We start from the raw sequence: 25,076 nt of genomic DNA on the forward strand, positions 1-25,076 counted from the left end.
CCCTCGACCCCCGCCGCAGAAGGGCAGAACGCATGACCGCCACCACCCCAACGGCCAGCCGCTTCTCCCGGGCGCGCTTGGCCGCCTCGATCGTCGCGGCCCTCGCCCTCGCCCTCGGTGCCCTGCTCGCCGGCGTCACCGCGTCGCCCGCACACGCCGCGGGCCAGGTGACCATCTCCGGACAGCCCGCGGCGGATGCGCAGAGCGAGATCCAGGTGTCGGGTTCCGGCTTCCAGTCGGTGCAGGGCGGGTTCGGCGGCATCTACGTGCTGTTCGGCTGGGTCGACGATCCGAACGGCGGCTCGTGGAAGCCGAGCGCCGGGGGCGTCACGGGGGAGGACTACCGGTACGTGTACGACGACGAGACGAACCCCGTCGGCTACCAGCTGTTCGCCGCCTTCCCTGGCGGGTCGACCTCCTACGCCGCGAACGGCGGCGAGGTCGCGGCCGACGGCACGTGGTCGGGAACGCTGCGCATTCCCGGCGCCGTCTTCCAGACGTACGACCGCGACCAGAACGCGACCTCGGTCGACTGCACTACCGTGCAATGCGGCATCATCACGATCGGGGCGCACGGCGTGAAGAACACGAACAACGAGTCGTTCACGCCGCTCACCTTCGCCGGCGGTGCGGCAGCCGTCGCCCCTCAGGCCGAGGCCAGCGCCCAGCAGCCGCAGGCGGCGGCCCCCGCGGCTCCCGCCGAGCAGCCTGGCGACGCGGCGCCTGTCGCGACCTCCGCCCCCGTCGGGACGACAACGCAGAGCACAGCCGCGTCGCAGGGCCTCGGCTCCGTCGGCGACGCGCTCGCCTGGCTCGTGGTGCTCGCGCCCGTCCTGCTCCTCGTCGGCCTTACGGTCGTCGCACTCGCCGTCGGGATCGGCGCGTACCTCGCCGCGAAGAGCCTCCTCCTCGGCGTCAACCCGGCCGCACTCGAGAAGGTGCGCGGGCAGCGGGAGCGCAAGGCGCTGCAGGAGCGAGAGAAGCAGCGCAGGAAGACGGCGGCAGTCAGGCTCTCCCAGGAGCAGCGCGAGGCTCGCGCCAGGCGCAGGCTGGGCGCCGTCGGTGCCCAGCAAGCGCTCTCGCAGGTCCCCGCCGGCCCCGCGCCGCTCGAGAACGACAAGCTCGTCGACTTCTTCGCCATGGACGCTCCTTCACCGCGCCACCCGAGTCCGCTCGACGACACCCGCGCCGACGCGAGCGTCGACGCGGGTGGCGAGGAGCGGGATGCGCCCACCCTCATCCTCTCGAGCGCGGCCGGACGCCGGGAGGACGCGCGGTGACCTCGGCGACGCAGCACCTGACCCCGCGCGGACGCCGGCTGCCGGCCCCGGGGATCGGCACGCGCATCCTCGCCGGCATCGGCATCATGGGGCTCCTCGCGGGAGTCGGGCTCCTGGCCGCGGACTCCGCCGAGGCGGCATCGACACCGGTCACGGGGGTCGGCCTCTCCTGGGCCATGAACGACGAGGCCGGCGGTGGCGCCTACTTCGGCGGGTGCAACTTCCTCTCCGCCGGAGCATCCGGCGACAACGGCAGCTCCGCGGTCTGGGCCGACGATCGCCTCTACTCGGCGAGCGACGGCAGCGTCACGATCACGAAGCCCGACGCCGCCGGCAACCAGGTGCCCGCCACGTGGGACTCCAGGTGCCTCGACGCAGGCGGGAGCAGAGTCGGCACGGGAGCCGGATCGACAAGCGCCAACCAGGTCAACCTCGCCGACGGCACCGGCACCGTCGACCTCGAAGCCGGCACGGCCAGCATCTCCTGGGACGGTGCCTTCACCGTGGTCTTCTACGGAGGCATGACGTACTGGTCGGTCGACGACCTCAGGCTCGACCTCACCGACGGCAGGGGCACGCTCACGGGCACCGCTGGCGGCTACGGCGCCGACATGGACGACCCGACGAAGTGGCAGAGACTCGACCCGCAGCGCGTCACGCTCGCCACGATCGATGCCACGCCCGCGGAGCTCACGGCATCCGGTACCACCATCACCCCCGACTACCGGGGCGTGGATGCGGGCGCCGTCAGCACACCGCAGGCCCGCACGGGCGACGACTGGGGCTCCTGGCCGAAGGACTTCGTGGCGTTCCACGAAGCGAGCGGGCAGTCGAGCTACTGGTACTCCTCGGGCGGCATCGCCGACCCGAAGAAGGTCGCCGCGCCGCTCGAGCTGCGCTTCGACACATCCCCGACGGCCACTCCCGCCCACGAGCGGGTGCCGCTCGGCTACGCCGAGGGCACCGAGGTGCGATTCGCCAACCTCGGCGAGGACATCTCCGGGGAGCCCGTGCTCCGCGCCGCGGACGGGAGCGAGCTGCAGCTGCTGCCGGGCACGACCGCGCAGATCACGGCCGGTGCCGGTCTCGGCACGTGGGACGTCGCGGACCTGCCCGAGGGTGCGCACGTGTTCACCCTCGCCGTGCGCAACGGCGCAGCAGAGACCCCGATCGACCTCGGTGCCGGCCACCAGCTCCGCATCACCGTCGTACCGCCACTCGGGACGACGACGCAGCCAGGAGTGACGGTCAGCGACATCCAGGCCAGCTCGTTCACGACCACCATCACCTGGCCTGCCGACGGCGGAGGCCCCCCGACGGAGTACCAGGTGCAGCTCACGCAGGGCGGCACCGCCGTCGGCGCGATCCTGCAGGTTCCAGCGGATGGGACAGGCCGGGGAACGACGATCGTCCCCGGGCTCACCGTCGACACTGAGTACGCGATCACCGTGACCCCGTACCTCGCGACCCAGGCTGGTGCATCCGCGACGCAGCAGCTCAGCACCGGATCGCGCCCCGAACCCACCGTGCCGCCCGAGCCCACAACCGCGCCCACGGCGCCCCCGAGCACCGAGCCGACCACACCCACTGACGGCGGCGGCGCATCCGCCGACGGCGCGACGTTCTACTGGGGGCTCAACAAGGAAGCCACGAGCGGCGCCTATGCCGGAGGATGCAACTTCCTCGCGGCTGGCAAGACCGGAGACACGGGATCATCGCGGGCCTGGAACGCGAGTGAGTACCGCTCCGCCGACGGCAACGTCACCATCATCAAGCCCAACGGCAACGGCTTCGAGCAGGCGAGCTGGGCGACGAAGTGCATCGACCGCACCGGCACCGCCGTCTCGACGGCACGGCTCGGCTCGCACACGGAATCCCAGGTGCGCATCACGGGCGGTGCGGCGACCCGCTCCGGCTCAGAGCTGACCGTGCAGTGGCGCGGCAGCTTCACCGTCGCCTTCTACGGCGGCCTCACCTACTGGACGGCAACCGACCCCGTGCTCAAGGTGGACGGGAGCGGCAAGGGCACCATCACCGCGACCGCGTCCGGCTACGGGGCGTCGATGACGGATGCCTCGAAGTGGATGCAGCTGGCCGAGCGCACCATCACCCTCGCCAACCTGACCGGCGTCGACACCAGTGGCGATGTCATCACGACCACCCCCGACTACGTGGGCGTCTCGTACAGCGGCACGGGCCAGTCGCAGGGAGTGGTCGGCGGGGGCGACTCGACCGCGACAGCACAGGCGGCACGCACGGCGCTGAACTCCAGCTACTGGGGCGCGTTCCCATCGGACTTCGTCGACTTCCAGAAGGAGACCGGCCAGTTCTCGTACTGGTTCACCTCGAACGGCGCTCGCGACGCCTACAAGCCGACGATCCCGCTCACGGTGAGCCTCGCCGGCAACCACACGCCCACCGTGGGCGCGTACAGCGCGCCGGCCGCGCCGACGCTCACGCAGAACAACGCCTCGAGCGGGACGCGGGCTCCGAACGCGGCCGCACCCGCCCCCACCACGACGGCGCCTGCGGCCGGTGTCGCGACCGCCGGCGGGGGAGCCGCGCAGTCGGAGGCTGGCCCGGTCGCTACCGCGAGTGAGGCCTCGGGCCTGCAGATCGGGGAGATCACTGCGCCTATGGTGCTCGGCGGGGGAGCAGGCATGCTCGCCATCGCCGGTCTGAACTGGTCGATCTCGCTCCTCGTCCGACGAAGGCTCGGCCTCGACCCGAACCTCTTCGGGTAGGTGCGGCTTCCGACCCTTCGGAGCCGTCGTCCGCTCGCCCAAAGTGGAGTTGTGGTCGTCAAAGTGCGCTCGTAGCGACCGCAACTCAGCTCTCGACCTTGTGCTGGGACGCGCGCCACGGTTGCGGGGAGTCGTGGCTTCCGACCCGTCGGAGCCGTCGTCCGCTCGCCCAAAGTGGAGTTGTGGTCGTCAAGACGCGCTCTTAGCGACCTCAACTCAGCTCTCGGCCTTGTGCTGGGACGCGCGCCACGTTTGCGGGGTTCGCCCGTGTCGTTTGTTGCTCTGCGCGCTGCTCTACTCGCTGCCTTGGTACCTCGACATAGTTGTGGCGGGATGCTGTTGCTCCGCTTCCCGACCTCACCTGGCCACAACTTTGCGCTCGTGTCGCTCGTGGGCGGCGCCGTCGAGTGCAGGTGCAGGCGCGCAGGTCCGGTTGCAGGCGCGCCGCGGGTAAAGATGCGGGGAGAGGTGCAAACACGGGTCCAGGTCCGGGTGCGGGTGCAAGCACGGGGGCAGGTGCGGGCGCAAGTGCGGATGCGGGCGCAGATGCAGGGACCGCTGCGGGCGCGCGTGGCGGGTGCGGGTGAAGGGTGCAGGTCCAGGCTCAGGCGGCGGCGCAGGGTTGTGGCCCGGTGCTGGTGCCGCTCGTCCCGACCGCGTTTCGCCACAACTCTGCGCGCACTGGCCGGGTTAGGAGCCGCTCCCGCGAGGTGCGCGAGTCGGTGCGGAGGCCTGCGGGCACGCGAGAACGGCCCGCATCCGAGTGGACGCGGGCCGTTCGCACCTGCGCACCTGCGCACCTGCGCGTCTGCGCGTCTGCGCGTCTGCGCGTCTGCGCGTCTGCGCGTCTGCGCGTCTACGTCTGCGTCTGCGCGCGCTTGCCGCTAGAAGCGCGCGTCGAGCGCTTCGAAGATGCGCTCGTTGCAGGTGAAGCTCGCGTTGGCTTCGTCGAGGAGGTGCACGATGGCCGCTTCGTCGAAGGCGAGGTCGTCGAGCTGGGTGCGGTAGGCGCGTTTGAACGGCACGATCGCGGGGATCTCGGTGAATTCAAAGAACGTCGCCTCATCCGCGGGGAGCCCGTAGGTGCGGTCGAGCATGACGCGCATTGCCTGGCCACCGGAGAGGTCGCCGAGGTAGCGCGTGTAGTGGTGTGCGAGGTAGCGGGCCGGGTCGTCGGCGGATGCGGTGATGCGTTCCGCGTACTCGCGGGTGGCCGGGAGCTCACCGGGGAGCGGCTGCGTGAGCCGCGGAGCGAGCGCTTCCAGGTCGGCTGCGATCGAAGCGGCACGGTTCAGCTCAACGGCCGGGATAGCGCCGAGCTTGTTGCTCTCGCGCACGGGGACCGCCGCGCTCTCGAGTGCTTCGTACATGAAGCCGTACTGCTGCAGCAGCGCAGCCCAGGCGTCGATGCCGAGCTGGCCGCCCAGGAGGCGCTCGAGGAAGCGCGAGCGTTCGGCGCTTTCGTGGGCCTGCGAGGTGCGCTCGCGCAGGCGCGCGCTGATGGTCGTCGCGGTGTCGGTGACGATGGTCATGAGGGATCCCTTCGGGCGGGATCGGTGCGAGGGGATCGCACCGAAGACTGAATTCCCTCAGCTTAGGTGACCCTTACTTCTTCTGGGAATCCTCTGGGCGAAGATTTCACCCCATCGTTACACCCAGCTCGCAGACACCTCCTCCGCACAGCGCTGCCCACGCGCGAATCCGGCGCGAGCGGCGGATGGTCGCAGCGAGAGGTCCATGGCGTTGGCCCCGAACAGGTGGTCGAGCTCAGCACCCGGGAAGATGGTCTCGACGGTGCTGCCGGTCGTGCGCAGCTCCTCGAGCTGCGCATCCAGCTGCAGGCCCCACTCGCGCGGTGTGAGGCTCTTCCCCGAGAACGGGGCAAGCACCAGGACACGTTCGAAGCCCATTGCGAGGTCGGCGTTCTCGTTTCGGCGGAAGCCGCCGTCGATGAGCCACCGATCGCCGACGCTGTAGGGGAGGCCGCTCGACGTGCTCGCTGCGACGGCGTCGACGAGGTCCGCACCGCTGTGCTGGTCGAACGTCACCGGATCGCCGGTCGCGGCGTCGACGGCGGTGAGCAGCAGCTGCCTCGCAGGCCAGTCCAGCACTGGGAGGCGGGAGGCGACGATGCTGCGCCAGCGGTCCTGCCGCGATCCGTCGGCAGCCGCCAGCCGCTCGAGCGCGGATGCGCCGAGTCGTCGGCGCATGTCGGTCGCGTCCGCGGATCCGGCGATGAGCCGTTGCATCTGTTCGAGCTGGGCTGCGACCTGTTCGGATACTGCCCCCGGTGTGGGCGGGTGCCGGGGCCCGGACGGGAGGGGTCGCGCGGGCGCGGCGAGAATCGCCTCGAACAGGTCGGACGGTGTCGCCCCGGCGAGCTGAGCACCGGCGGTTGCCCCCCGCCGAGGTGCCCACGACGAGGTCGGCGGACGCGACGTCGAGGCCCGCCGCGTCGAGGCCCGCGAGCACCCCGATGAGCCAGGCGTTGCCGGTTGAGCCGCCTCCGCCGAGCACAAGTGCACGGCGGGGGCTGTGTGCGTCAGACGGCACGAGCAGGGGAGCGGAGGAGGAAGGAAGGTCCATGGAGGTTGCCTTTCACACGGTGCGTGACGGGCGCTCCCAGCGCGACCTGCTTAGTCGCGAGTTCGTGAGCTGCGGGGAGCACCCACTGTTGGTCCTGCGTTCATGGGTGTCACCTCCTGGCTTCGGATCACGATGGAGAACACCCTACGCCTGGCGGGGCGGATCGCGAATCAACCGAGAGCCGAGAGCCTGGCTCAGGCCTCGTTGATGCTGGCCACGAAGGCACGGGGAAGGCGGAGCTCGACTGCCAGCAGGTCGACGCTGACCCCTTCCTCGACGAGCGCTCGCAACCCCACCGTCAGCTCCTCGCGGCGCTGCGCGGGCGGGGCGTGACCCGTCGCCGGGAGAAATGACTGCAGGTGAGTCAGGCGGATGCGCTGATCCCCGGTCAGCGACGCCTGCGCACGCTCGCCTGTGCTGAACCGGAACTCCCAGTCCGGGACCGACTCTGCAGGCACTTGGTTGCCGTCGCTGAGCATGCCGCCGAGGATACCGGGCCGAGGCGCGAGGCGGCCAGGGAGTGCCGTCGGAGCGGTTCGAGGTGGCCGGCGGACGGGGTGACGTTGCTCGACGTACGCTCGATCAGATGGATGCCATGCGTGAACCACTTGAAGCTGCCCTCGAACGACTGGCGCCGGGCAACGGCGATCCGCTTGCGCGCGTCACGGCGACGCGCGACGCGGCCAGATGGCTCGAGGAAGTCGGCCTCGTGGATGCTGTCGAGCGCGCTCGCGCCGCCGGTTCGACGTGGGCGCAGATCGGAGCGGCGCTCGGCGTCACGGGGGCGACCGCGACCACGAGATTCGGCGGCACCCCGGAGGAACGCGAGGCCAGGGCGCGGCAGTCGCGCGAGCGTGCGGCGCAGCGAAACAAGATCGCATCCGAGGCGATCGGCGCCACACCTCGCGGGGAGCTGCCTGGCATGTCGGTCGCCGACGCTGCCGAGAAGCTCGACGTGCAATTGGGGACGTTCCGGCGCCGCATCCAGGTTGCTCGCGAGAAGAACAGCGGAGCCTTCGCGGCCGCGATCACGGTGGTGCAGCTCTCGCCCAAGCGCGAGGTCATGCGCGTCGTTGACCTCGCAGCGGCCGCGCAGATCTAGCGGCGCGCACCGCGGGGCTCGCTCACCCCAGGTATTCGCCCGCCTCGTACCTGACGTGCTGGATGACGACAGCGGCGCTGATCTCGAGCGCGACGAGGACCGTGATGATGCCGAGCGACCACCACACTGACTTGTGGGTGCAGGCGGCGGTGATGGCGGCCGCCGAAAGGCTGAAGAACCAGACCAGGAAGTGAGCGACACCGGCTATCCACGTCGTGAGGATGGCCTCCTCGTAGTGTCCCTTGGGTGTGGTCCAGGTGTCGCTCGCGTTGGCTTCGGGGCCGTAGTGGAGGACCTCGCCGACGCTGAGCGCGAGGAAGACGCCGATGACGAGCGTCGCCGCCGCCGCGAACAGGATGATGACGGTTGCGATGCTCCACCCGAGGATCGGGCGCCAGGCCGAGGGGCGAACTGGGCGATGCTCGGCCGTGTGCCAGGTGGGCACGTCGTCGCTCATCGCACCGCGAGGTCGAGTAGAGGCCAGCCGACGGGAACCACGATGACGATGACCGAGAGCAGGACGAGCATCCCGAACGTGCGGCCGAAGGCGCGCGGACCGATGCTGGCGAAACTGACGGCGGCCCCGAGGTATGCGATCCAGGCGACGCCGAGGGCGAGGATCGTGAGGTCGGTCATGGACTTCGCCTCGCCGTAGTTCAGCGCGGCGGACGAGCGCGGATCCCGATCAGTCTCCATCGCGGCACCGTAGACGAGCATCTCCGTGATCCCTTGGCCGAGTGCGAGCGCCAAGAACCCGAGAACGAACACCCCCGATACGGCGAGGGCAATGATCCTGGCTTCCCCGCGCGGCGCGCGTGCGCTTACCGCTGCGCTTTCCGGCTCGGATTCCACCATTGACATGGCACGAGCTTAGATCTCGTCTGCCCGGGACGCTGTGGCTCAGGGCAGCGATTCGCGGCCCTGCCGAGCGGATCGCCTCGCGTCGCGCATGCCGATCCGGCGGTTGTGCAGCGCTGCGACCCCGAGAGCCGGCACGAGCAGGACCACTCCCAGCAAGACGGCGGTCAGGAGGAATGTCAGGTCTGCGGCTCGCCCGAGCAGCTGCAGTCCACCAATGACGGCGAAGACCATGACCAGGCGGGGGAGGAACCACAGGCGCGGCAGCTTCGGCAGCCGGCCGAACAGCGGGATCCTCCGCCCCGGGTTGCTCCTGGACAGTCGGACGACGTCGACGGCGCACGCCGCCGATCCGATGGCCAGCAGCACGATGCCCCAGAAGAGTTCCATATGGCCCACACGAACACGTTGTTCTGGGTGACGCCTCACCGCGGCGGTGGGACTCGAGGACCTGGTCGCCCATGGAGGCGATGCGTCTAGGGTCTTGTTGTGTCGGTCATGATCTTCCTCACAGCGATGCTCTTCGTCGCCGCAGGCGTCATCGTCCTGGCGCTCGTGGCGAAGATTGGCACGAGCACCTCTCAGAGGCGAGGGAGCTCTGCCTCATAGAGGCTGGACGCCAGCTCGCGTGCACCGTCGGATGAGATGACGGTGGCATCCCGAACGTGCCGAAACCCTCGCTGTGCGTAGTACGACCGCAGCGCGCGGTTCTCGGTCGCGCAGTCGAGGCGAAGGAGCGGAATGCTGCCAGCCGTCGCCTGCGACCGCGCCCAATCGAGGACGCTCTCGCCGAGACCGAGGCCCCGGTGCGTCTGCGCGACCGCCAAGCGGTGCACGTAGAGAGCCGTGCGCGCGGTGGTGCCCCAGATCGCGGTGTCGGAGTCGGAGAGGGTGACCGTCGCCACGGTGCGGTCCCCGTCCCTCACGACGAACAGGCGCCCGTCCGCCGCATCGGATTCCAGGAGCGACATCGGCACCTCGTCCTGCCACTGGTCGATGCCACGAGACGCCAACCAGGCACGCGCTTGGGCGATGAGATTCGCTACCGCGGCGACGTCAAGCTCGGACGCCGCTTCGACGCGAACGTGGTCTTCGATCATGATTCACCAACGTACGGCGCTGTTCGTGAGAGCCCTGGAAAGATGCTCGGCTTGTCCCGCACGAGCGAGCATCACTCCGGCTCGGCCCACAGGTTGAAGGTCAGGCGTTGTGACTACGCGGCGGTGTTGCGTGCCCATTCATCCTGTTCAGTCGGCCGGGACCACTCCTCGCGTGCCGCGGTAGCTTCGCGAGCGACGTCGCGCAGCCACAGCGTCGAGTCGGGCGCCCACCCTGCGATCACGGATGCGAACTCCGTATCGACGCGCACGAGCTGCGTTGCCGAGGAGTAGTAGCCAAGGGCCGTGAGGTGCACGGCGTCCCAGTCCTGCGCGACGCGCTCCCAGTGCGGAATGACCCAGCGACCGTTCCGCCCAGTCGTCCGGAACCAGTCGTGGCGCCGCGACGCCGTCACCTCGGCCGGGTAGTCGCGGCAGAGCCTCGCCCAGTCGTCAGCCGACTCGATCTCCAGCACGGACCCAACGCCGCTGACCGGAATGAAGGTCGCCGCCGTCCAGCCGAAGCAGTCCTCCATGAGCTCGAGCGCCGCCTCCACGGTTCCTCGGGTTTCGAGGATTGTCTGTGGCACCGACCACCAGGTTCCCGACCAGCGCGCGTGCGGATCCAATGGGCGGTCTCGCGCTGCCCGTTGCTCCTCGTCGGCCAGCTCCCGCGTCCACGTCCGGAGGGCGGCTGCCGGGTCGGTGGGGAGCGGTGCGGCGTTCTCCGCCGGGTTCCAGTCCACAGCCCACTGCTTCTTTCCCCGCGGGGAGGCGAGGCCCGGGAGCGCTGCGGCGACGAGTTCAGCGATCGGGTGGAGTACGGCCCGGACTTCGGGCAACGCCGCAACCTCGTCGTTGCCGTCTGGTTCCTGCCAGTAGCGGGCCGAGTTGAGTGACGCGCGCAGGGCTTCCGTCACGCCCTCGGGATCGACCGTTGCCAGGTCGACGCCGCTGAGGCACGCGGCCAACTCCTCAGCAGTGGGGATCGGATCGTCCGTGGGCATGGGCGCATGTCCGGTCAGGCTGTAGCGAACCCCCGGGTTGACGTCAACGTGGCGCGCGAGTGGGAACAGGGCTGAGCCGACCGCTGGGCTGGAGTGCACGGCGTACTCGAGGCACAGCCTGCGCCCGCGGGGGCCGAGGAGCAGACGGGCGGCGACATCGCGCGCGGCTCCCGAGCATCCCATGGCCGGGACATCCGGACCGGTCACCGAAGTGCTCCGATCGATCGCTCGGTCACTCGGAAGGGGTCGTGGTTGAAGAAGCCGTTCCTGGCGTCCAAGAGGAGTCGCTGTTGCTCAGCGACCACGAAGCTGGATTCCGCGCCCCCGATGCCGACCGCGCTTCTGGTTCCGTGGTACCTCGCACCGACGCCGACTCTGTGCGAGCCAGGCTCAACGGTGACCTCGGTCGGCTGTCCCCAACGGGCCGGGTGGTCGACGTCGTCGACGCGGACGACGGGAACCGCGAAGAGAAGGAGGAACCAGGCACTGATCCAGTGGCTTCGCGGAACGACAACGACCGACGAGCTCATGCATCCACCGTATCGGTCGAGGAATGAAGCCGCACCGGTTATAGCGTTGCTGATGCAGTAATCCTGATTGTGTCTCTTCGGGAGTGCGACTCGGGCTCGCACAGGTCTATTCCTACTGCGGGGCAGTTTCGAGTTGCTGACGATTGACCCGCCGGTTGTGGGCCACCGCCACGGAGAACCCGGGCAGGACAGCGACGGCTGCGAGCACCGCAGCCATGAACATCGGCAGCTCGGTGGCCCTCATGACTGTCAGGACGCCGTAGACGGTGGCGAACCCCATGACCGCCACGTACCAAGCCCGGGGGAGCACCGGCGGGCGGCCGATCCACGGGATCCGGTGCTCAGGGTTCACGACCGCGTGGCGCCAGTTGTCGACGACCGCTGCCGTGCCGCCGACCACGATCAACGCGATTCCCCAGAAGAGCTCCATGCCGTCCAGCCGAACATGCCCTTCTGGACGTCGGCTCAGCCCGGTTCGAGCGGGACACAGTACCCGGACATCAGTCGTGCCGAGGAACACCTCGTCATTCCGGACGGCTGCGTCCCAAGGCCTTCAAAGCGGGCCGAAGCGGCCGCGGGGTGGAGGGGCCGAAGCCCCTCCACCCCGCTACTGCAGTCCGCGGCGCTTGAGCAGCGGCTCGATGGGGGCCGGGCCGCCGAGGAGGTCGCTGACCAGCGACATCGCCTCGCGGGAGCCACCAGGCTCGAGGATGCTGCGACGGAAGCGCTCGCCCGCAGCTCGCAGGCCGCCGTCGAGCTCCGCCTGCTCCGCGAACCAGTCGACCGTCGCCGCGTCGAGCACCTCGCTCCAGATGTAGCCGTAGTAGCCGGCGCTGTAGCCGCCGGCGAAGATGTGCTGGAAGTAGGGGAGCGTGTACCGCGGCGGCACGGCGGGAAGATCGAGCCCGTAGCGGCGCAGGACGGCTTGCTCGAATGCCTCGACGTCGGTCACCCCGGCCGCCTCCTCGGGCGACAGCGAGTGCCATTCGAGGTCGATGACCGACGCAGCCAGGTACTCGCTGGTGCCGAAGCCCTCGTTGAATGACGCCGAGTCGAGCAGGCGCTCGACGAGCTCCTCCGACAGCTGCTCACCCGTCTCGTGATGCTTCGCGTAGTTGCGCAGCACCTCGGGCCACAGCATCCACATCTCGTTCACCTGGCTCGGGAACTCGACGAAGTCGCGGGGCACATTCGTGCCACCGAGGCTCGGGTAGCCGACCAGCGCGAACAGGCCGTGCAGAGCGTGCCCGAACTCGTGGAAGAGCGTCTCCACCTCGTCGAACGTGAGCAGCGTCGGCGACCCCTCAGCGGGCTTCGGCACGTTCAACGTGTTGAGCACGACCGTCGGCTCGCCGAGCAGGCGGTTCTGCTGAATGACCGAGTTCATCCACGCGCCACCCCGCTTCGAATCGCGCGTGTAGAGGTCGAGCGAGAACAGCCCGACCTCGGTGCCGTCCTCGTTGCCCACCTCGTACACGACCGCGTCCGCGTGGTGACCGCGCAGCTCGGGCCGCTCGGTGAACGTGACTCCGAAGAGGCGGTTCGCGGCGTAGAAGACGCCGTTCTCGAGCACCGCCTTCGCCTCGAAGAACGGGCGCATCTGCGACGTGTCGACGGCGTAGTCGCGGGCGCGCACCTTCTCGGTGTAGAACGCCCAGTCCCACGGCTCGAGCGCGAAGCTCGGCTCACCGGCCGCGGCCTGTTCGGCGTCGATCGTGGCCTGCAGCACGTCCTGCTCACGGCGCGCGTTGGCGGCGGCGGGAGTCGAGAGCTGCTCGAGGCGCGCTCGGATCGCGTATGCGCTCCCTGCGGTCGACTTCGCCGCGGCGGCCTCAGCGTGGTTCTCGAAGCCGAGCAGACGGGCCCGCTCGGCGCGCACGCGCACCATCTCGAGCGCCGTGGCCCTTGTGTCGTGGTCGCCACCGCGGCTGCCGCGCGCGGACGACGCCTCGAACAGCTTGCGTCGCGTCTCGCGGTTCGTCAGCGTCGAGAGCAGCGGGTGGCCCGTGAAGAGCACCAGCGAGATCAAGTACTTGCCGGTGAGCCCGCGAGCCTCCGCGGCAGCGGATGCGGCCGAGATGGCACTCTCGTCGAGCCCCGCGAGCTCTTCCGCGGAGTCGACGACCAGGGCGAGCGCGTTGCTGTCGGCCTGCAGCTTCTGGTCGAACTGCACCTCGAGCTCCGACAGGCGGCCGTTGAGCTCACGCAGACGAGCCGAAGACGCATCGTCGAGGCCGGCACCCGCGAGGCTCGAGTTGCGGTGCAGCTTCTCGACCAGGAACGTCTGCTCGTCGGTGAGCCCTGCCTGCTCGCGGGTGTCGTACACCGACTGGATGCGCGCGAACAGTGCCCGGTTCAGCGTGATGGAGTCTTCGTGCGCCGTCAACCGAGGCCCGATCTCCGCCTCGATCTTGTCGATGCCCGGGGTCGCGTCGCCGGAGCTGAGCGTGAAGAAGACGGCGGCCGTGCGCTCGAGGAGCTGGCCGGATCGCTCGAGGGCCTCGACCGTGTTCGCGAACGTCGCAGGCTCGGGGTTCGCCGTGATCGCCTGGACCTCCGCGAGCTGCTGCGCCATGCCAGCTTCGAACGCCGGGAGGAAGTGCTCTTCGCGCACCTCTCCGAAAGGCGGCAACTGGAAGGGAAGCGAGCTGGGGTTGGCGAACGGGTTCTCGGCGTCGAGCTGCACGGTCTGGGTCATGCTTCCAACCCTAGGCGCGACCACCGACACGGCACGCGCATCCGCTGTCCGCGCTCAGCGGACGCATCCGGTCGTGACCCCGTCCGCGAAACGCAGAGCGCAGTTGTGGTCGTTCTCACGCGATCGAGACGACCACAACTCAGCTTCGGGGCCGGGGACCGGGACAGGGAGCGGACCGGGGACGAGAGGGGATCGGAGCAGGCAGGGCCCGGCGGGGCGGAGAGGTCGAGCGGGCAGCAGGGCCGGGCCGGGCAGCTGGGGAGACGTCGTTCAGGCTCGGGGCGCTGGCTCCGGGAAGAGGTCGTCGTCATCTTCGTCTTCGTCGAACACGTCGTGCTCGGGGGAGTCCCCGTCGGCGACGCCGACGCCAGCTCCGACCGGTTCCTCGGCGCCGCTCACATGCACCGAGCCGTCAGCGCGGAGCGCGACCCGCGGCCCCTGTTCGAGCTCGGCGACGGGCCGCCCCTCGAGCCAGGTGAGCGTCCACCACAGCTTCGAGACATCGTCGACGGTCGGGGAGAGGACGTGCTCCTGCGCGGAGCAGGCCTCGACGAACTCCGGGTACTTCTCGAGCGAGCGGGGCGGGCGGCTGCCCGCCCGCCACCGTTCGCCGATGAGCACGTCTAGCCCTCGTTCTGCTGGCGGGAGTCGACGGAGATCTCGAAGCGGACCTCGTCGCTGCGGCTGCCCATGCGCGCGGACTGCTGCAGGCCGACCTCGTCCTCGGCGTCGACCAGCCACGAGATGGCGTCGAATCCGCGCTTCGCGGCCGCGGCGAACACCGCGCCGAGGAGCTCCTCGTTGACGGCCGCCCGGTTCGAGTCGGCGCCCGAGTACTTCGCCTCGATGTTCAGCACGGTGCGCGCACCGCGGATGTCGAGGCGCTCACGGAACAGCACGTAGCCGCGGGGCTCGCCCTCGACGAACGCGATCATGCCCTCGAGGTTGCCCGTCTTGCTGGCGACGTGGCGCCACACGCCGAGCGCGCGCCCGTCGTTCGAGCTCTCGCCCAGCGCATCCACGTGCTGCGCGAAGAGCGGCTGCCAGACGAAGTAGTCGGTCGGGCCCATGGCCCTGACCTCGATGCTGGGACGCGCCGCGGCGCGGTCCCGCGTTCGCTTGCGGGGCTTGGCCTTTTCAGGAACTGTCATGCCGGCCCTGACTCCTCTTCTGTCACTGACGTCGCTGCTGCACTCAGACTTGGGGGGAACCCCCAGCCTACGACGACGCTTCGGTCTGCGGGACGACGAGCAGCTCGATATCCCGGACCTCGAGCGCCTCGGCGACCTCGAAGTCGAGCTGCTCGATGCGACCGACGTGGCGGAGATCCGCGGAAGCGAGGCGAAGCAGCGCCACCGACTCCTCGGGTGCCGCGATGACCGCACTCGCCACTGGCGTCTTCTGGGAAGCCTTCGCCGCGGTCTTCGCGCCGCGGATGCTCGTGAGGGCCGTGCTTGTCAGTGCGAGGAGCGCGCCGTCCTGGTCGCCGGCCGCCGCGAGGTCCGCCGACGTCGGCCAGGCCGCCGTGTGCAGCTCGGAGTCGTGCCACCACGACCACGACTCGGCGGTCGCGAAGGGGATGAACGGGGCGAAGAGGCGCTGGAGCACGTCGATTGCCGAGCGCATGGCGGTGACGGCCGAGGCCTGAGCCGCGGCGTCCTCGCCGGCGCCGTACGCGCGCTCCTTCACGAGCTCGAGGTAGTCGTCGCAGAACGTCCAGAAGAACGTCTCGGTGACCTCGAGCGCGCGAGCGTGGTTGTAGTCGGAGAACGCCTTCGTCGCCTCGCCGACGACGCGGTTCAGCTCGGCGAGCATCGAGCGGTCGAGCGGCTCCGTGACCTCGCCGACGTGGTCGCCGTAGCCCAGCACGAGCTTCGACGCGTTGAGCACCTTGATCGCGAGGCGGCGGCCGATCTTGATCTGCGTCGGGTTCTTCGGGTCGAACGCCGCGTCGGTGCCGAGGCGGCTGGAGGCCGCCCAGTAGCGGACGGCGTCGGAGCCGTGCGCCTGGAGCATGTCGGCGGGCGTGACGACGTTGCCCTTCGACTTCGACATCTTCTTGCGGTCGGGGTCGACGATGAAGCCGGAGATCGTGGCGTTCGACCAGGGGGCGACGCCGTGCTCGAGCTGCGCGCGCAGCACGGTCGAGAAGAGCCACGTGCGGATGATGTCCTGGCCCTGCGGGCGCAGGTCGTAGGGGAAGACGAGACCGAAGAGCTCCTCGTCGGACTCCCATCCGCCAGCGAGCTGCGGGGTGAGGGAGGAGGTCATCCAGGTGTCCATGACGTCGACCTCGCCGAGGAAGCCGCCAGCTTCGCCCCGCTGCGCCTCGGTGTAGCCGTTCGGGACGTCGGAGGACGGGTCGACGGGCAGCTGTGACGCATCCGGGGTGATGGGCGACTCGTACTGCACCTCGCCGTCGGCGTCGATGGGGTACCAGACGGGGATGGGCACGCCGAAGAAGCGCTGGCGCGAGATCAGCCAGTCGCCGGAGAGGCCCTCGACCCAGTTCTCGTAGCGCACGCGCATGAAGTCGGGCCAGAAGGAGATCTCGCGGCCGAGCTCGATGAGGCGGGCCTTGAGGTCGACGTCGGTCGCGCCGTTCTTCACGTACCACTGGCGGGTGGAGACGATCTCGAGCGGGCGGTCGCCCTTCTCGAAGAACTTCACGGGGTGCTGGATGGGCTTGGGGTCGCCGACCAGGTCGCCGGACGCCTGGAGGAGCTCGACGACGGCCTTCTTGGCGCTGAACACGGTCTTGCCGGCGAGCTCGGCGTACGCGGCCTTGCCCGCCTCGCTCGTGATGGCCTCGGGGGCATCCGCGATGAGGCGGCCGTCCTTGCCGAGCACGGTGCGGTTCGGGAGCTTCAGCTCACGCCACCACACGACGTCGGTGACGTCGCCGAACGTGCAGATCATGGCGATTCCGCTGCCCTTGTCCTTCTGGGCGAGCGGATGCGCGAGCACGGGCACCTCGACACCGAACAGGGGCGTAGTGACGGTCGTGCCGAAGAGCGGCTGGTAGCGCTCGTCGTCGGGGTGCGCGACCAGGGCCACACACGCCGGGAGGAGTTCGGGGCGCGTCGTCTCGATGAAGATCGGCTCGCCGCCCTCGCGGGCGAAGCCGATGCGGTGGTAGGCGCCCGGCTGCTCGCGGTCTTCGAGTTCGGCCTGCGCGACGGCCGTGCGGAAGGTGATGTCCCACAGCGTCGGCGCCTGGTCCTGGTAGGCCTCGCCGCGCTCGAGGTTGCGGAGGAACCCGAGCTGGCTCTTGCGGCGCGAGGAGTCGTCGATCGTGCGGTAGCTCTGCGTCCAGTCGACCGAGAGGCCGAGCTGGCGCCAGAGCTCCTCGAAGGCCTTCTCGTCCTCGATGGTGAGCTGCTCGCACAGTTCGATGAAGTTGCGGCGCGAGATGGGCTGCTGGTCGGCGGCCTTGATGCTCTTGCCGTCGCCACCCTCGTGCGGCGGCGTGAAGTCGGCCTCGTAGGGGAGCGACGGGTCGCAGCGCACGCCGTAGTAGTTCTGCACGCGTCGCTCGGTGGGGAGGCCGTTGTCGTCCCAGCCCATCGGGTAGAAGACGCGCTTGCCGCTCATGCGCTGGAAGCGCGCGACGACGTCGGTGTGCGTGTACGAGAAGACGTGGCCGACGTGGAGCGAGCCAGACGCCGTGGGGGGAGGCGTGTCGATCGAGTAGATGTCGCCTCGAGTCGCGCCTTCGCGGTTGAAGTGGTAGGTGCCGGAGTCCTCCCAGCGCTCACCCCACTTGACTTCGAGGCCCTCGAGGACGGGCTTGTCAGGAATGCCCTGAGTTGAGGAAGAAGAAGGAACTGAGGGCGAGCTGGACATGCACACTCCGTGTCGATGTTGGCGGCACCGAGTCTGGGGTGCCTGTTGTGAACCCATCCAGGGTAGCGGCTCCAGGGGTGTCGCGGGTTGCCGGGCGGGTCGCGTGCGAGGGCAAGGAAAAGCCCCTCAGGGGCGCATCCTTGAGGGGCTCAGCTGCGAACACAGGGGTTCGAGCTGCCAGGAGTTGTGCGCCCCTCCGCGCCACGCGCGCGCGGAGGGGCACAGCTTGCGGCGAGTGGTCGGAGTCCCGCTCGCCGCCGTCTTTCAGGCTCCGATGGGGGCCTTGGTCTGGGTGGATGCGGCAGCCGCGTCCAGCGCACCGTGCACGGCGTCGAGCTCGGTGTAGAGCGCCGCGGGGACCTTCTCGCCGATGCTGTCGAAGTACTCGCGGGTCACGCCGACCTCCACGAGCCACGACTCGGGGTCGACCGTGAAGATCTCCTCGAGTGCGGCGGGCTCGAAGCCCTCGAGGCCCGAGATGTCGATGTCGCTCGTCACGGGCAGCTGGCCGATAGGGCTCTCCAGCGAGTCGGCACGGTTCTCGAGTCGGTCGACGATCCACTTCACGGCGCGCACGTTCTCGCCGAAGCCGGGCCACAGGAACTTGCCGTCCTGGTCCTTGCGGAACCAGTTGACCTGGAAGATGCGGGGTGCCTTGTCGCCGAGGTCGGCGCCGATGTTCAGCCAGTGTCCCCAGTAGTCGGCCATGTGGTAGCCGGCGAAGGGCTGCATGGCGAAGGGGTCGCGGCGCAGGATGCCGACTGGGCCCTCTGCGGCCGCGGTCTGCTCGCTGGCGAGCGTCGCGCCGAGGAAGCAGCCGTGCTGCCAGTCCTTCGACTCGAAGACCAGCGGGACGTTGCTCGCACGGCGGCCGCCGAAGAGGATCGCGTCGACGGGCACGCCGTCGGGAGCCTCCCAGGCGGGGGAGAGGGTCGGGCACTGCGAGGCGCGCACCGTGAAGCGGGCGTTCGGATGCGCGGCCTTCGTTCCGGACTCGGGAGTCCAGTCGTTGCCCTGCCAGTCGATGAGGTGCGCGGGCGCCTCGTCGGTCATGCCCTCCCACCAGACGTCGCCGTCGTCGGTCAGCGCGACGTTCGTGAAGATCGTGTTCGTCGTGATGGTCTCCATCGCGACGGGGTTGGTGTCGTAGCCCGTGCCCGGTGCGACGCCGAAGAACCCGAACTCTGGGTTGATGGCGTTGAGTCGACCGTCGGCCGCCTTGCGCATCCACACGATGTCGTCGCCGAGCGTCTCGACCTTCCAGCCATCGAGCTTGGGCTTCATCATCGCGAAGTTCGTCTTGCCTGTCGCGGAGGGGAATGCACCCGTGAGCGTGTAGGTCTTGCCCTCAGGGCTCGTGACCTGGATGAGGAGCATGTGCTCGGCCATCCAGCCCTCGTCGTGCCCCATGGCCGACGCGATGCGCAGCGCGAAGCACTTCTTGCCGAGGAGCGCGTTGCCGCCGTACCCGGAGCCGTAGGAGATGATCTCCCGCGTCTCGGGGAAGTGGGTGATGTACTTCGACTCGTTGTGCGGCCAGGCGACGTCGGGGCGGCTCGAGCCGTCCTCGAACTCGAGCGGGAAGCCGACCGTGTGCAGGGCCTTCACCCAGTCGCGTCCCGGCGTGAGGTGCTCGAGGGCGCCGTCGCCGGAGCGGGTCATGAGAGCCATCGACAGCACGACGTACGGGGAGTCCGTGATCTCGACGCCGTACTGCGTGATCGCCCCGCCGAGCGGGCCCATCGCGAAGGGAACGACGTACATGGGGCGGCCGCGCATGGAGCCGTCGAAGAGGCCGCTCAGCTCGGCCTTCATCTCGGCGGGCGCACGCCAGTTGTTCGTGGGGCCCGCGTCTTCCTCGTTCTCCGAGCAGATGTAGGTGCGGCTCTCGACGCGGGCGACATCGCCGGCGTCGGAGCGGGCGAGGTAGGAGCCAGGGCGGAGCTCTTCGTTGAGCTTGATGAGCGTGCCTGCTTCGACCATCTCGGCGGTGAGGGCGTCGATCTCGGACTGTGAGCCGTCGCACCAGACGATGCGGCTCGGCTTCGTCAGTGCGGCGATCTCGCGGACCCAGTCGTTGACTTCCGGGTTCGCTGCCCGCTGCGGGACGTCGAGGTGGTCATGTGCCTGTTCAGTCATTTCGATGCTGCTTTCACGGTTCTGCATGCGAGCTGTCTCCGTCTCGCATACGTGCATGGCGTCGTACACCCAGTGTTGACCTGCGCCGGACGCCCCGGGATGGAGATTGGCCGAGAAAAATGGCAAAATTTCACACATCAGCAATTCAGATGCCCGGAGGCACCCATGAGCGGACTCGGTCCTTTCCCCGCTGCGCAAAAATCGACAGCAACCACAGGGAAAGGCGGCGCAGTGGATTCCCTCCTGCTCGGGCGGCGCATCCGCTACTACCGCAAGGAGCGCTCGCTCACGCTCGAAGCGCTCGGCGAGAAGACCGGGCTGCTCGCCAGCCAGCTCTCGCTCATCGAGAACGGCAAGCGCGAGCCGAAGCTCTCCGTGCTGCAGCAGCTCGCCGAGGTGTTCGACGTCGACCTGAGCGAGATGCTCGCCAACACGCCGCCGGATGATCGCTCCCGCCTCGAGATCGAGCTCGAGCGCGCGCAGACCTCGACCGTCTACCAGGAGCTCGGGCTCCCGCGCATCCCCTCGACGAAGTCGCTCTCCGACGAGGTGCTGCGCGCCCTCACCGGCATGCACAGCGAGATCGTGCGCCGCCGGACCGAGGCGAGCGCGACGCCCGAGGAGGCGCGCCGCGCCAACACCGAGCTGCGGCTCGCGATGCGCGCCCACGACAACTACATGCCCGACCTCGACAAGCTCGCCGACGAGCTGCTCAGCAGAGTGGACCACACGCGCGGCGCCCTCATGCACCACTCGGTCGGCAAGATGGCCGACCACCTCGGGTTCCAGCTCATCTACGTCAACGACCTGCCCAGGTCCACGCGCTCCATCACCGACCTGGAGAACGGTCGCATCTACCTGCCGCCAGCCTCCATCCCCGGCGGGCACGGGCTGCGCGCGATGGCGCTGCAGGCGATGGCGCACCGGGTGCTCGGCCACCGCCGCCCCGAGGACTACGCCGACTTCCTGCGCCAGCGCCTCGAGATCAATTACTTCGCGGCGGCCTGCCTCATGCCGGAGGCGCGCTCGGTCGCGTTCCTCCGCGACGCGAAGGAGCGCCGCGACATGGCCGTCGAGGACTTCCGGGACGCGTTCGGCGTGACCCACGAAGCCGCCGCCCTGCGCATGACGAACCTGCTCACCTCGCACCTCGACATCAAGCTGCACTTCCTGCGCGTCGACGACAAGGGTTCCATCTCGAAGGCCTACGAGAACGACTCCCTCCCGCTCCCGCAGGACGTCACCGGCTCCGTCGAGGGCCAGTTCGTGTGCCGGAAGTTCTCGGCCGTGAGCGCCCTCGCCCGGACGAACCGGACCACGGAGACCTACCAGTACACCGACACCCCTGCCGGCACGTTCTGGTGCTCCACCCAGACGGGGCACGCCGACGCCGGCGAGTTCTCCATCACGATCGGCGTGCCGTTCGACGAGGCCCGCTGGTTCCGCGGGCGCGACACGAAGCAGCGCGCATCGTCGACCTGCCCCGACGGTGCGTGCTGCCGCACGCCGGGGGCTGAGCTCAGCGAGCGCTGGTCGGCGAAGGCCTGGCCGAGTGCCCGAGTGCACGCGCACGTGTTCTCGCCCCTCCCGACGGGCGACTTCCCCGGCGTCGACCAGCGCGAGGTGTTCGAGTTCCTCGAGCGCCACGACATCGACGCGGACACGGCGACCGCCGACGCGTAGCCGGGAGCCGGGCTGGGAGTCGGGACCCGGTGCTCAGTCAGCGCCGTCGGCGCCTGGAACCAGATCACCCGTGCGCGCGTCCCGAAGCTCCACCCGCGTGAGCTGCCCGGCATCCACCCGCACGGTCAGGTAGGTGACCCGCGGCTGTCGGCGACGGTCGGTGGGGGAGCCGGGATTGAGGAGGCGCAGCCCGGTGGGGGTGGTCGTGTCCCACGGGATGTGGCTGTGCCCGAAGACCAGCACGTCGGTGTCGGGGAAGAGCGTGTCCATGCGGCGCTCCCGCCCCGCCTTCTGCCCGGTCTCGTGGGTCATCGCGAAGCGGACGCCATCGAGTTCGACGCGGGCGACCTCCGGCAGGCGCTCTCGCAGTTCCGGGCCATCGTTGTTGCCCCACACGCCGACCATCCTGCGCGCCCGAGCCTGCAGCGCATCGAGCGTGTCGCTGTCGACCCAGTCACCGGCATGGAAGACCACGTCCGCGCGTTCGATCGCCCGCCAGAGCACCTCCGGGAGTGCCTGAGCGCGCTTCGGGAGGTGGGTGTCGGCGATGATCACGACGTCCAGAGTCATGCGTCCATGCTCGCAGCTGCGCCCGGATTCCTCCCTGTGCGGGCGGAGGGACATCTGGGGGAAAACCCCCGCTGAGGTGTGAGGGATGCTCCGTGTCGCGGCGAGGCGCGCGACCATAGCGTTGTGGACATGAAGAACAACGTCAAGCAGCTGAGTCTGACCTCGCTGCACCTCGCCGCCGGCGGCGTCATCGCGCCGCTCCTCCTCTCGCTCATGTTCGGCCTCCTCGGACTCGGCGTCGGACTGCTCTTCGTGCTGGGCTTCGGCGTCGTCGTCCTCGCTGGCCTCGCGTTCTCGTTCCGCGGCGTCTCCGCCTTCGAGCGGCGCCGGGTGGCGGCCCTCTACGACCGGCCACTCGACGACGCCGGGATGCGCCGCTCGCGTCGCCGCGACGGCTGGCGGTTCGTGCTCACGCCGCTCGTGCAGTTCGCCGACGGGGCGAACTGGAAGGCGATGCTGCACCTCGTGATCGTCGCGGTGCTCGGAACGCTCTCCCTCGGCGCCCTGCAGCTCGGCGTCTCCGGCGTCTTCGCGCTCTTCTTGCCGCTGCAGAACCGGGAGACCCTGACCGTCTGGGGCATGGACTTCGCCGTCACCCCGTTCATCGGCCTGCTCATCGGCATCGGCATGCTGCTGGTCGCCGTCGCCCTCATCGTCGCGTTCGCCTACGTGCAGCGTGCGGCGTCCATCAGCCTCCTCTCCCGTGACCGGGAGCAGCAGCTCGAGGAGGAGGTGCGCGACGCGGGGCGTCGCCGCACCGTCGCTGTTCGAGGCGCCGCCACGGAGCGCGACCGCATCGAGCGTGACCTGCACGACAGCGTGCAGCCGAGGCTCGTCTCGATCGGCATGACGCTCGGCATGGCCAAGCAGAAGCTGAACTCGGATCCCGCCAGGGCTGCCGAGCTCATCGACGAGGCGCACGCCTCGACGAAGGACGCCGTCACCGAGCTGCGGCAGCTGGCCCGTGGGTTCCAGCCCGCCGTGCTCACCGACCGTGGCCTCGACGCCGCGCTCTCGGGGCTCGCTGCCCGCTCGCACATCCCCGTCGTGCTCGACGCGCAGCTCCCCGGACGCTGCTCGAAGGATGCGGAGGCCGCCGTCTACTTCGCGGTCGCCGAGTCGCTCGGCAACGCGGCGAAGTACTCCGGTGCGTCGGAGATCTCGGTGCAGGTCCGCATGCGCGGCTCGATGCTCTGGGCTCGCATCCAGGACGACGGACATGGAGGGGCACGTCTCGTCCCTGGCGGCGGACTCGACGGGGTGACCGACCGCATCGAAGCGGCAGGCGGCGCGATCATGATCTCGAGCCCGCCGGAAGGCCCGACGACGATCGAGGTGAGCGTGCCATGCGCATCCTGATCTGCGAAGACTCCGCGCTCCTGCGGGAGGGCATCGCCCGCCTGCTCGAGGACGCCGGCCACACCATGGTGGGCATCCTCGCCGACGACGGCAGGCTCGACCGGCTCGTCGCCGAGACCGACCCGGAGCTCGTCATCCTCGACGTCCGCCTGCCGCCAGGGTTCACCGACGAGGGCATCCGGGCCGCGCTCCGGCTCCGGGCCACCGACCCGAGCCTCGCCGTGCTGGTCCTCTCGCAGTACGTGGAGGAGCGGTACGCGTCGGAGCTCATCTCGAGTTCGAGGGGCGGGCTCGGCTACCTCCTCAAGGACCGGGTCGCCGACGTCGAGCAGTTCCTCGCCGGCGTCGACAGCGTCGCGGCCGGCGGCACGGTGCTCGACCCAGAGGTCGTCGCCCAGCTGCTCGCCAGGAAGACCAGGGATGCGCGTTTCGAGCGCCTCACGCCCCGCGAGTCCGAGGTGCTCGGGCTCATGGCCGAAGGCCGCTCCAACCACGCGATCGCCGAGGCGCTCCACGTCAGCTCGGGGAGCGTCGAGAAGCACATCTCGGCAGTCTTCCAGAAGCTCGAGCTCGACCAGGGCGACGGCGGCAACCGCAGGGTGCTCGCCGTGCTCGCCCACCTCGACGGGCAGGGGCATGCGCCCCGCCCGCAGCCACAGACACACCTCGATGGACAGGGCCTCACCGCCCGCGCCACGAACGGAGAACTCCGATGACCACGCCAACTCTCGAGCCCGACACCCGCCCAGATGCTGACGGCATCAGCCCGAAGCGATTCGGGTGGATCACCATCACGGTCGCGATCATCGGCGGCATGGTCGTCGCCGGAACCGTGACCAGCGGATTTTTCGCCAACCTCCGCGACGTCCTGCGCGAGGAGACCACGATCAGCCAGTCGATCGCCGGCGTCACCTCGCTGCGCGTCGACATCGACTCGGTCGGCTTGGAGATCGAGTTCGGCGATGTCTCGCAGGCCGAGCTGCGTGTGCAGTCGAAGGGGTTCACGAAGGCCGACGCGTGGCAGCTCGTGACCGAGGGCGGCGAGCTCGTCGTCGAGCGGGTGGGCGGCAGCAGGAACGGCGACGGGTTCGGTGAGGAGGAGCTCTCGCTGACCCTCCCGGAGAGCCTGGAGGACGGGAAGCTGGACGCGCAGGTCAACGTCACCTCGGGGGCCGCGACCATCGACGGCGACTTCGGGGACCTGGTCATCGAGACGAACTCGGGTGCGAGCGACTTCGAGGGGTCGGCTGCCAACCTGAGCCTCACGACGGGGTCTGGCGCTTCCAACATCGACGCCGAGGTGCCGGGGGATGTGACGCTCGCCGCCAGCTCGGGGGCCCTCAATGCCATCTTCGGGGGAGCGGCCCCGAAGAGCACCGACATCTCCATCGAGTCGGGCTTCGGAAGCGTCTCGCTGCCGGACGGCACCTACAAGCTCGAGACGGGCTTGAACGAGTCGGGGATGGCGAACGTCAATGTCCGGCAGTCGGACTCCGCCAAGAACACGCTCTCGGTGTCCGTCGGCTCGGGGTTCCTGACGGTCGAGTAGGCGGTACCGGCGGCGATGCGCCCGGTCG

Annotated in this window: 23 protein-coding genes; 7 read left to right on the forward strand and 16 right to left on the reverse strand. The window is 69.5% G+C overall.

The window, feature by feature from the left end; translation table 11 throughout:
- A partial coding sequence (locus tag C5E05_RS15840; RefSeq protein WP_219819560.1) for a hypothetical protein occupies positions 1-1,280 on the forward strand: 1,280 nt, incomplete at its 5' end.
- Complete coding sequence (locus tag C5E05_RS19890; RefSeq protein ID WP_146081151.1) at positions 1,277-4,024, forward strand: fibronectin type III domain-containing protein; 2,748 nt, start codon at positions 1,277-1,279, stop codon at positions 4,022-4,024. The genes C5E05_RS15840 and C5E05_RS19890, both read left to right, overlap by 4 nt.
- 884 nt (positions 4,025-4,908) lie before the next feature.
- Here C5E05_RS19890 and C5E05_RS15855 read toward each other — a convergent pair.
- The 3 genes from C5E05_RS15855 to C5E05_RS15865 form a co-directional block, all read right to left on the reverse strand.
- On the reverse strand, positions 4,909-5,556 hold the full coding sequence (locus C5E05_RS15855) for a heme oxygenase (biliverdin-producing) (protein WP_104342479.1): 648 nt from the start codon (positions 5,554-5,556) through the stop codon (positions 4,909-4,911).
- 117 nt (positions 5,557-5,673) lie between these two features.
- The gene (locus C5E05_RS20650) at positions 5,674-6,273 is read right to left on the reverse strand and encodes a hypothetical protein (protein ID WP_308471905.1); all 600 of its coding nucleotides are present in this window, start codon (positions 6,271-6,273) and stop codon (positions 5,674-5,676) included.
- A 531-nt stretch (positions 6,274-6,804) separates the two neighbouring features.
- On the reverse strand, positions 6,805-7,089 hold the full coding sequence (locus tag C5E05_RS15865; protein ID WP_104342480.1) for a hypothetical protein: 285 nt from the start codon (positions 7,087-7,089) through the stop codon (positions 6,805-6,807).
- Positions 7,090-7,205: 116 nt separating this feature from the next.
- Here C5E05_RS15865 and C5E05_RS15870 point away from each other — a divergent pair, with 116 nt between their 5' ends.
- Positions 7,206-7,712, forward strand: coding sequence for a hypothetical protein (locus C5E05_RS15870; RefSeq protein WP_146081152.1), 507 nt, complete (start codon positions 7,206-7,208; stop codon positions 7,710-7,712).
- 22 nt (positions 7,713-7,734) lie between these two features.
- Here C5E05_RS15870 and C5E05_RS15875 read toward each other — a convergent pair whose 3' ends face one another.
- The 12 genes from C5E05_RS15875 to C5E05_RS15930 form a co-directional block, all read right to left on the reverse strand.
- On the reverse strand, positions 7,735-8,169 hold the full coding sequence (locus C5E05_RS15875) for a hypothetical protein (protein ID WP_104240801.1): 435 nt from the start codon (positions 8,167-8,169) through the stop codon (positions 7,735-7,737).
- Positions 8,166-8,573, reverse strand: a complete 408-nt coding sequence (locus C5E05_RS15880) for a hypothetical protein (protein ID WP_146081153.1) — start codon at positions 8,571-8,573, stop codon at positions 8,166-8,168. The genes C5E05_RS15875 and C5E05_RS15880 overlap by 4 nt, the downstream gene beginning before the upstream one ends.
- Positions 8,574-8,612: 39 nt before the next feature.
- Complete coding sequence (locus C5E05_RS15885) at positions 8,613-8,960, reverse strand: hypothetical protein (RefSeq protein ID WP_104342483.1); 348 nt, start codon at positions 8,958-8,960, stop codon at positions 8,613-8,615.
- Between the two features lie 191 nt (positions 8,961-9,151).
- On the reverse strand, positions 9,152-9,670 hold the full coding sequence (locus C5E05_RS15890; RefSeq protein ID WP_104342484.1) for a GNAT family N-acetyltransferase: 519 nt from the start codon (positions 9,668-9,670) through the stop codon (positions 9,152-9,154).
- Between the two features lie 113 nt (positions 9,671-9,783).
- Positions 9,784-10,881, reverse strand: a complete 1,098-nt coding sequence (locus tag C5E05_RS15895) for a hypothetical protein (protein WP_104342485.1) — start codon at positions 10,879-10,881, stop codon at positions 9,784-9,786.
- Positions 10,878-11,204, reverse strand: coding sequence for a hypothetical protein (locus tag C5E05_RS15900; protein WP_104342486.1), 327 nt, complete (start codon positions 11,202-11,204; stop codon positions 10,878-10,880). The genes C5E05_RS15895 and C5E05_RS15900 overlap by 4 nt, the downstream gene beginning before the upstream one ends.
- 112 nt (positions 11,205-11,316) lie before the next feature.
- Entirely contained in the window at positions 11,317-11,634 is a 318-nt protein-coding gene (locus tag C5E05_RS15905) for a hypothetical protein (protein WP_104342487.1), read from the reverse strand.
- Between the two features lie 177 nt (positions 11,635-11,811).
- Positions 11,812-13,902: a M3 family metallopeptidase gene (locus C5E05_RS15910; protein ID WP_104342488.1), complete on the reverse strand. Its 2,091-nt coding sequence runs from the start codon at positions 13,900-13,902 to the stop codon at positions 11,812-11,814.
- A 270-nt stretch (positions 13,903-14,172) separates the two neighbouring features.
- On the reverse strand, positions 14,173-14,523 hold the full coding sequence (locus tag C5E05_RS15915; RefSeq protein ID WP_104342489.1) for a hypothetical protein: 351 nt from the start codon (positions 14,521-14,523) through the stop codon (positions 14,173-14,175).
- 2 nt (positions 14,524-14,525) lie between these two features.
- Positions 14,526-15,053, reverse strand: coding sequence for a hypothetical protein (locus C5E05_RS15920; RefSeq protein ID WP_146080224.1), 528 nt, complete (start codon positions 15,051-15,053; stop codon positions 14,526-14,528).
- Between the two features lie 67 nt (positions 15,054-15,120).
- Complete coding sequence (gene valS, locus C5E05_RS15925; RefSeq protein WP_104342490.1) at positions 15,121-17,748, reverse strand: valine--tRNA ligase; 2,628 nt, start codon at positions 17,746-17,748, stop codon at positions 15,121-15,123.
- Positions 17,749-18,012: 264 nt separating this feature from the next.
- Complete coding sequence (locus C5E05_RS15930) at positions 18,013-19,887, reverse strand: phosphoenolpyruvate carboxykinase (GTP) (RefSeq protein WP_104240910.1); 1,875 nt, start codon at positions 19,885-19,887, stop codon at positions 18,013-18,015.
- Between the two features lie 231 nt (positions 19,888-20,118).
- Between C5E05_RS15930 and C5E05_RS15935 the strand changes: the two genes are divergently transcribed.
- The gene (locus tag C5E05_RS15935) at positions 20,119-21,570 is read left to right on the forward strand and encodes a helix-turn-helix transcriptional regulator (protein ID WP_258063083.1); all 1,452 of its coding nucleotides are present in this window, start codon (positions 20,119-20,121) and stop codon (positions 21,568-21,570) included.
- 33 nt (positions 21,571-21,603) lie between these two features.
- Here the strand turns inward: C5E05_RS15935 and C5E05_RS15940 are convergent, their stop codons facing one another.
- Positions 21,604-22,140, reverse strand: coding sequence for a metallophosphoesterase (locus C5E05_RS15940; protein ID WP_104342491.1), 537 nt, complete (start codon positions 22,138-22,140; stop codon positions 21,604-21,606).
- Positions 22,141-22,269: 129 nt separating this feature from the next.
- Here C5E05_RS15940 and C5E05_RS15945 point away from each other — a divergent pair, with 129 nt between their 5' ends.
- The 3 genes from C5E05_RS15945 to C5E05_RS15955 are packed head-to-tail and all read left to right on the forward strand — an operon-like array spanning position 22,270 to position 25,048.
- Entirely contained in the window at positions 22,270-23,499 is a 1,230-nt protein-coding gene (locus C5E05_RS15945; protein WP_104342529.1) for a sensor histidine kinase, read from the forward strand.
- Entirely contained in the window at positions 23,487-24,215 is a 729-nt protein-coding gene (locus tag C5E05_RS15950; protein WP_104342492.1) for a response regulator transcription factor, read from the forward strand. Before C5E05_RS15945 ends, C5E05_RS15950 begins: the two co-directional genes overlap by 13 nt.
- Positions 24,212-25,048 (forward strand): hypothetical protein, encoded by an 837-nt coding sequence (locus tag C5E05_RS15955; RefSeq protein ID WP_104342493.1) that lies wholly within the window; start codon positions 24,212-24,214, stop codon positions 25,046-25,048. Before C5E05_RS15950 ends, C5E05_RS15955 begins: the two co-directional genes overlap by 4 nt.
- Positions 25,049-25,076 lie beyond the last annotated feature (28 nt).

The sequence above is a fragment of the Pseudoclavibacter sp. AY1H1 genome (genome assembly GCF_002931055.1).
GTDB lineage: Bacteria > Actinomycetota > Actinomycetes > Actinomycetales > Microbacteriaceae > Pseudoclavibacter.

What these genes read in the sequence shown, in the direction of transcription:
- C5E05_RS15930 (WP_104240910.1), bottom strand. Translation starts at nt 19,887, where the DNA reads ATGACTGAACAGGCACATGACCACCTCGACGTCCCGCAGCGGGCAGCG.
- C5E05_RS15955 (WP_104342493.1), top strand. Translation starts at nt 24,212, where the DNA reads ATGACCACGCCAACTCTCGAGCCCGACACCCGCCCAGATGCTGACGGC.
- C5E05_RS15950 (WP_104342492.1), top strand. Translation starts at nt 23,487, where the DNA reads ATGCGCATCCTGATCTGCGAAGACTCCGCGCTCCTGCGGGAGGGCATC.
- C5E05_RS15900 (WP_104342486.1), bottom strand. Translation starts at nt 11,204, where the DNA reads ATGAGCTCGTCGGTCGTTGTCGTTCCGCGAAGCCACTGGATCAGTGCC.
- C5E05_RS15940 (WP_104342491.1), bottom strand. Translation starts at nt 22,140, where the DNA reads ATGACTCTGGACGTCGTGATCATCGCCGACACCCACCTCCCGAAGCGC.
- C5E05_RS15885 (WP_104342483.1), bottom strand. Translation starts at nt 8,960, where the DNA reads ATGGAACTCTTCTGGGGCATCGTGCTGCTGGCCATCGGATCGGCGGCG.
- C5E05_RS15920 (WP_146080224.1), bottom strand. Translation starts at nt 15,053, where the DNA reads ATGACAGTTCCTGAAAAGGCCAAGCCCCGCAAGCGAACGCGGGACCGC.
- valS (WP_104342490.1), bottom strand. Translation starts at nt 17,748, where the DNA reads ATGTCCAGCTCGCCCTCAGTTCCTTCTTCTTCCTCAACTCAGGGCATT.
- C5E05_RS15905 (WP_104342487.1), bottom strand. Translation starts at nt 11,634, where the DNA reads ATGGAGCTCTTCTGGGGAATCGCGTTGATCGTGGTCGGCGGCACGGCA.
- C5E05_RS15855 (WP_104342479.1), bottom strand. Translation starts at nt 5,556, where the DNA reads ATGACCATCGTCACCGACACCGCGACGACCATCAGCGCGCGCCTGCGC.
- C5E05_RS15910 (WP_104342488.1), bottom strand. Translation starts at nt 13,902, where the DNA reads ATGACCCAGACCGTGCAGCTCGACGCCGAGAACCCGTTCGCCAACCCC.
- C5E05_RS20650 (WP_308471905.1), bottom strand. Translation starts at nt 6,273, where the DNA reads ATGCAACGGCTCATCGCCGGATCCGCGGACGCGACCGACATGCGCCGA.
- C5E05_RS15875 (WP_104240801.1), bottom strand. Translation starts at nt 8,169, where the DNA reads ATGAGCGACGACGTGCCCACCTGGCACACGGCCGAGCATCGCCCAGTT.
- C5E05_RS15880 (WP_146081153.1), bottom strand. Translation starts at nt 8,573, where the DNA reads ATGTCAATGGTGGAATCCGAGCCGGAAAGCGCAGCGGTAAGCGCACGC.
- C5E05_RS15865 (WP_104342480.1), bottom strand. Translation starts at nt 7,089, where the DNA reads ATGCTCAGCGACGGCAACCAAGTGCCTGCAGAGTCGGTCCCGGACTGG.
- C5E05_RS15890 (WP_104342484.1), bottom strand. Translation starts at nt 9,670, where the DNA reads ATGATCGAAGACCACGTTCGCGTCGAAGCGGCGTCCGAGCTTGACGTC.
- C5E05_RS15945 (WP_104342529.1), top strand. Translation starts at nt 22,270, where the DNA reads ATGAAGAACAACGTCAAGCAGCTGAGTCTGACCTCGCTGCACCTCGCC.
- C5E05_RS15870 (WP_146081152.1), top strand. Translation starts at nt 7,206, where the DNA reads ATGCGTGAACCACTTGAAGCTGCCCTCGAACGACTGGCGCCGGGCAAC.